This is a genomic window from Pseudanabaena biceps PCC 7429, assembly GCF_000332215.1.
Classification (GTDB): Bacteria; Cyanobacteriota; Cyanobacteriia; order Pseudanabaenales; family Pseudanabaenaceae; genus Pseudanabaena; species Pseudanabaena biceps.
This window is the reverse complement of the sequence record NZ_ALWB01000273.1, coordinates 1-6,480: the sequence shown is the minus strand read 5'-3', so window position 1 is coordinate 6,480 and position 6,480 is coordinate 1. Positions and strand designations below refer to the sequence as shown.

Annotated in this window: 5 protein-coding genes; 2 read left to right on the top strand and 3 right to left on the bottom strand. The window is 43.0% G+C overall.

The features are described 5' to 3' along the window. Positions 1 to 183: 183 nt before the first annotated feature. Positions 184 to 786 (top strand): imidazoleglycerol-phosphate dehydratase HisB, encoded by a 603-nt coding sequence (gene hisB / locus PSE7429_RS20530; RefSeq protein WP_009629273.1) that lies wholly within the window; start codon positions 184 to 186, stop codon positions 784 to 786. Between the two features lie 56 nt (positions 787 to 842). On the opposite strand, the gene PSE7429_RS20525 is transcribed toward hisB, so the two are convergent. From PSE7429_RS20525 to pnp, 3 genes are all read right to left on the bottom strand, one after another. Continuing rightward, complete coding sequence (locus PSE7429_RS20525; protein ID WP_009629272.1) at positions 843 to 2,024, bottom strand: DNA double-strand break repair nuclease NurA; 1,182 nt, start codon at positions 2,022 to 2,024, stop codon at positions 843 to 845. A gap of 236 nt (positions 2,025 to 2,260) precedes the next feature. Beyond that, positions 2,261 to 3,349 carry a hypothetical protein gene (locus tag PSE7429_RS20520; RefSeq protein WP_009629271.1) on the bottom strand — a complete coding sequence of 363 codons (1,089 nt, stop codon included), beginning with the start codon at positions 3,347 to 3,349 and terminating at the stop codon, positions 2,261 to 2,263. Between the two features lie 243 nt (positions 3,350 to 3,592). Further along, positions 3,593 to 5,737: a polyribonucleotide nucleotidyltransferase gene (gene pnp / locus PSE7429_RS20515; RefSeq protein ID WP_009629270.1), complete on the bottom strand. Its 2,145-nt coding sequence runs from the start codon at positions 5,735 to 5,737 to the stop codon at positions 3,593 to 3,595. 298 nt (positions 5,738 to 6,035) lie between these two features. Between pnp and PSE7429_RS20510 the strand changes: the two genes are divergently transcribed. Continuing rightward, positions 6,036 to 6,413 carry a universal stress protein gene (locus tag PSE7429_RS20510; RefSeq protein WP_009629269.1) on the top strand — a complete coding sequence of 126 codons (378 nt, stop codon included), beginning with the start codon at positions 6,036 to 6,038 and terminating at the stop codon, positions 6,411 to 6,413. Positions 6,414 to 6,480: the final 67 nt, after the last annotated feature.

Below are 6,480 nucleotides of genomic sequence, written 5' to 3'. Positions count from 1 at the left end.
AGTTGCGGCGCGAAGCGCCGCAACTCTCTATTGGGTTTGATTTTTTCCTAATCTTACTGACTATAGCTATAAAGATTAAAAACTGACCGTAAATTTAAGTAGCAATCCGATTACAATTTGCGGTTAAAGTGTAGTAAAGCTAGCACTTTGCAACTTTTATTCACAACTTTTATCAACTGCGCTATGTCCTACGATACCCCTCGCATTGCCAAAGTCCACCGCAAAACTGGCGAAACCGATGTCACCGTGGCGCTTAATCTGGATGGCACGGGCAAGGGCAATATCAATACTGGTATTCCCTTTCTCGATCACATGCTGCATCAAATTTGTTCCCACGGCTTAATCGATCTTGATATCCAAGCCACTGGTGATTTACATATCGACGATCACCATACGAATGAGGATGTTGGTATTGTGTTGGGGCAAGCTCTGGGGCAAGCATTAGGCGATCGCAAAGGAATTAATCGTTTTGGTCATTTTGTGGCTCCCCTTGATGAGGCTTTGGTGCAGGTTGCCCTTGATTTTTCTGGTCGTCCCTATCTGGTCTATGGCTTAGTGATTCCCAATCAGCGAGTGGGGACTTATGACACTGAGCTAGTCAAAGAGTTTTTTCAAGCCGTAGTCAATCACGCCCAAATGACTTTACATATTAGGCTTTTGGAAAGCGGTAACTCCCACCACATCATCGAAGCAGGTTTTAAAGCCTTTGCCCGCGCGATCAAAATGGCGATCGAGGTAGATCCCCGTCGCGCTAGTGTGATTCCTAGTTCTAAGGGCGTTTTATAGGACTTGATAGTTGCGGCACTTTGTGCGGCAACTATCATGATGATTAGGCATTATGATTAGGCGATACTGTTGCGTTTTCGCGATTCCTTATAGGAAGTGGTCACATTGCGCAAACCAGATTTCACCATTTGCTGTTCTAAAATTGTAAAAAAACGACGACGATCGCTACCTGTCACTACTGCTTGATTGTGCGCTTCTGCTAATGCCACAGGGTAGCCATAGCCTTTTTGTACTTGAGAGAGAATAATTTGTAAAGCTTGCGATCGCAGTTCTCGATCTAGCGCCGTCCAAGCGGGCATTTCAATTCTGGCAATCTCCGTGCCCACATGGAGGTAACAGAAATAAATTTGATGCTCGCCATATTCCTGCAAGATTCTGGCATGGCTTTTCCATAAAGGACTGCATTCACCAACCTTCAATAAGCGATTCCATAATGTGCCATCGCGCAAAGGTTGGAGCTGACTGCATGGCGCAGCATCAAGGATCTGTTCGGAACAGTGGATATGGCAATCGGGACGCTCAAAAGGACAGAGTTCTAAGCGTAAAAAGTTAGTAGCTTCAGCAGCGCGAGGGGCGCTAATATATCCTGCTAAGGGAATCTTCTGAGCCTTGAGGAGATCCCAAGCCTCAAGAATATCTGGCAAAAGTTGCGCTCTTCCCTCAAGGGGGACTTCATCTAGTTCCCAATGGATTAATGCGCCATCGGTGAAGGCAAGGATTGGCAAAGATGGCGATCGCGTTTCGACGGCTAAGTTCGCTAAAGCGACAGTTTCTGCCACGGTGCGCTTGAGGGTCATCCATTCCTCGGTTTGGATTCCCCATTGCCGTGCCTTATAAAGATCCTCAGGTCGATAAAAAACTTCGGGTACATTGTCCAGTAATGGATAGATCCCAGAGTTATAGTAAATGGCAACTCTACCGATATTAATCAAATAGCAATAGGCGATTTCGTGACGACTAGGAGCAATTTGCGAACCATCCGTAGCGATTACGATATGGGGGGTGGAGATGGGGGCGATCGCTTGAATTGCGTCTAGAGGCTCAACTGGTTCTGCACAATTAAAGGCAAGGCGATCGCGGGATTGTTGACTGTTTTGCCAGAGATGATCTTGGTTGGCTGCTGCTTGATGAAAGATAGTCTCAGCGCGATCAAGTTTGACCGTCAATTGCTTAGCTTCCTTCTGCAATTGCTCGGACATTCCCTGCATCTGTCCCATTAATTTCTGTACGTCAAGCATAATCTCTTCTTTAAATTTTTAAGACATTTATTATCATGTATTGTCTGTCAGAGCATTGGTGTGAAATAGCTGTGATGTGTTGCATTTTTCGCATTCAGTAAAAAACTGTAAACCCCTCTTTTGGATCTTTTGGCGATCGCTACAGGATGGACAAATATTTTTGATCGCTGTATTTTTGCTGCAATCATTACATTTGAAGAAGTAACTGTGAACTAACGCGATGGATTCATTGTGTATTAATTTATATCCAATTTACCAAATATTTGTGCATCAAGTTTTCGACTGAATACATCAATCAAACTTTCAATAGAGACTTCTCTTACACAAATATTATCAGTTTTATCGGGTTCTTCAATAATTCTTGTTTCACCTCTAGTGATAATCCAAACTTCCCGTTTTTCTGGATTAATAAAGGTTTTTGTGAAATCTTTGCCGCTTGATCTTGTCTCATTAATTGTAATAGAAGATGCCGATCTTAACTGCTTTTTATAATTAAAGATCTGTTGGTCTTTATGAGGTCTATATGGATTTCTTAATGTACAGTCATAAATTACGGAAAGATTTCCTGATTTGAATACTCCATCCGCCGTTCCTGAAGAGGTATTTCTATTATATTTATAGATTTTATTGATGCCAATAAGACGTAATAAAGTAAATACTAAATCTTCAAATTCCAATGGATTTGAAACAATCTCGATTCTATCTAGTAAGTTGATGATTTTATCTTTTACTAACTTTGTAGAAGATAGAGTAGATGGGGATTGAGCTGATTTGGCATCAATCAATTTTATATTTTTGGCTACTTTTGTGAAGTTCTGATTTTTAGCATTACTCCAGTACTGTATTGCAAAATCAACTCTAATACCATCTATGAATTTAGGTAATAAATTCTGATTGAATGATTGACCACAGAAATCTATAAATTTATGTAATGTTTGCTCCTTGAAAGAATTGCGAAAAAAGATAATAGGATCCGTTTGGTTTAGCCAGTTCTTATCTGGTTGGATCGTGCCCCAAAAAGTTTGCTTGATTGGATCTACATTAATAAATTTAATAGCTCCTGACATTCTAGATTTGATTTTCCTTGCTATTAACTGAATATCTCCATTTCGTTTAGTCCAATGTGCTGGATGAAACTGAACTATATCTCCTACAGCCAAATCAGAAAACAAACCATCAGTAACATCATTTGCCCAAAAGCCTATTTCGTGATTAATCAGCCTGTCTATGTTGACATCAGGTAAGATAAAACCGCATGGATTATTTCGCGTTGTTACAAGATTTTTGATTTTTCCAGTACAACTCATTTTATTAAATTCGCCCATGTAAAACTATTAGATACTCCCGTGATTGAAGTCTACAAATAATCTAAAAATATTTTCTTTACACAAAATTACTAAGTAGGTAAGTACAAGTAAACTGAAGATCGGAAGATAAATTTTTTCAGGTGCTAGCAGCTTATTGCCGTAGTTTTACTAGGCAATAATGTTAACTTTTCTTTGGTATTTCTACCTAGTAACAATAAAAAATAGTGGATACGCGAAGCGCACCCACTATTTTAGTGATCGTTATTCTTTGACGGCAGCAGCGGCGCGTGCAGCGGCAGCTTCATCGGGGTGAATGCCCAGACGAGTGAGATTAAAGCGTCCGCGATTATCAACTTCGCGGATTTTAATTAAGACCTCATCGCCAACAGCAACTTCATCTTCGACCTTGCCCACACGACCTTCGGCAAGTTGCGAAATATGAACCATTCCTTCCTTTCCTGGAAGGAACTCCACAAATGCACCAATGGGAATAATGCGCGTCACTTTACCGAGATATACATCGCCTGAACCGACCCGACGAGTCATGTTTTCGATGATGCGTTTGGCTTTGAGCGCACCATCTCCATTCATCGAAGAAATCATTACTGTGCCATCATCTTCAATATCAATTTTGGCTCCAGTTTCCTCCGTAATTCCCTTGATGTTTTTACCGCCAGGTCCAATGATCATGCCGATTTGTTCGGGATCAATCCGAATTGTCAGTAATCTTGGTGCGTAAGGAGAGAGTTGAGGTCTTGGCTCAGAGAGCAATTCCAACATCTTGCCCATGATGTGAACACGACCAGTTTTGGCTTGCATGATGGCTGAGCGTACGGTTTCCATAGAGATGCTGGTGATCTTCATGTCCATTTGTAGCGCGGTAATGCCTGAGTCCGTACCTGCCACCTTGAAGTCCATATCGCCAAGGAAATCTTCAATACCTTGGATATCGGTGAGGATGCGAACTTCATCTCCTTCCTTAATGAGACCCATTGCTACACCACTTACGGGTTTAGAAATGGGTACACCTGCATCCATGAGGGCTAAGGTGGAACCGCAAACGGAACCCATTGAAGTAGAACCATTGGAAGACAGTACCTCAGACACTACCCGTAGGATGTATGGGAATTTATCCTTGGGTGGTAAAACAGGTAACAAAGCGCGTTCGGCTAAGGCTCCATGTCCAATTTCGCGACGACCAGGCGATCGCATTGGTTTTGCCTCGCCAACGGAATAGGGCGGGAAGTTGTAGTGATGCATGTACCGCTTCTTCGCGTCGGGATGCAGATCATCTAGCTCTTGCGCATCTCCGGGAGTACCCAATGTGGCAATCGAGAGCACCTGAGTTAAGCCACGATTGAATAAGCCGCTACCATGAACGCGAGGAATTACACTCACCTCTGTCCAAATCGGACGTACTTCATCGAGCTTGCGCCCATCGATGCGGACATTCTGCTCGATGACTTGCAGACGCATCAGCTTTTTGGTGAGTTCCTTGTAGGTGGCGCTAATTACCTTCTTGTCGGCAACCAATTTAACGGGATCTTCATCGGGTAAAGCAGCGATCGCTTCTAGCAGATCGGCTTTAATCGCATCGAGGGCAGCATCGCGGACATTACGATCTTTTTCGCAGCTAGCGACAACTTGAGCGACTTTATCTTTGACAGTGTTGGCAATAAAGTTTTCTAAGGTAGGATCGATAACGGGCTCAGTGAGGTCAGGGGGCGCGATTCCTAATTCTTGAATTAACTCAAGCTGAAATTTGATCAGTTCTTGTACTGCTTCATAGCCAAAGTCGATCGCTTCGATCATGTCTGCTTCGGGCAGTTGATTGGAGCCTGCTTCTACCATGATGATGCCTTCAGCAGTACCCGCGACGACAAGGTCGAGATCGCCAGCTTCAACTTCAGCATAGGTAGGATTGATAATGAATTCATCACCAACCAAACCAACGCGCACTCCTGCCATCGGTCCCATGAAGGGTAGCCCCGCAACCATAGCGGCGATCGATGCACCAGTAACGGCTAAAACATCGGGAGGTACTTTTTCGTCAATCGCCATCGTTGTAGCGACAATTTGCACATCATCACGCAACCAATTAGGAAATAAAGGACGCATGGGGCGATCGATCAGGCGGCAAATCAGCGTTGCCTTTTCAGGAGGTCTACCTTCACGACGCAAGAAACCACCAGGAATGCGTCCTGCTGCATACAGGCGCTCTTCATAATCAACAAGCAGTGGCACAAAATCAACTCCATCGCGAGCAGGACCTCTGGTCGCTGTCACTAATATCGCAGTCTCACCACACTGGACTAATACTGAGCCGCCAGCCTGAGGTGCAAACGTGCCAATTCTTAATTTAATTTCCCTGCCATAAAAAGGGATAATTTTTGTTACGGCATCCATCTATAATCTACTTCCGTTTTGACTTTTTTCTCGTTATATATCTCGCAATGTTAGCATTGATGTAGTAAGGTCTGCTGTTTATTGGATGCGAACGGGGCAAAAAAAGGAAATATACGCTGCGGAAACACCTCTAAATCTTCATTATTGGCGATCGCATGTTAAAAATTAAGAAATTTAAATCCTGTCTAGCTATTTTGATTATTACAATGAGTTCAAGAATCTAAGCTCAGAATTTTAAGCTCAGAATTTTGCTTGGATTTAATATCTCATATCCGAATTACAGTGCTAGGTAGGAATTATGTTTAAGACTGTTTTATTTCCTTTAAACAGAAGTCAAGAAACCCGCCAAGCTGTAGATATAGCGATCGAGCTAATTCAAAAGTATCAGGCGGAGCTATATGTGCTATCAGTGATGGAACCTGATGGCGATCGCCAATCATCACAGGATCTGATTCAAGAGGTTCAATCCTATTTTTCGGCGGTAAACATTCCTGTAAAGACTAAAATTGCTGAAGGTAAAGCAGCCTTTGTAATATGTGATTTTGCGGATGAAATTAATGCCGATCTAATTATCATGGGCTCGCGAGGGGTTAGCCTTGCGGAGGAACATCCCGACGATAGCGTGAGCCAAAAAGTGATTAATCTCTCACCCTGTCCCGTATTAGTCGTCCCTTAGAACAAGAGTTTCCTGTTATAGCTATAGTCCAAACCCAATAGAGAGTTGCGGCGCGAAGCGCCGCAAC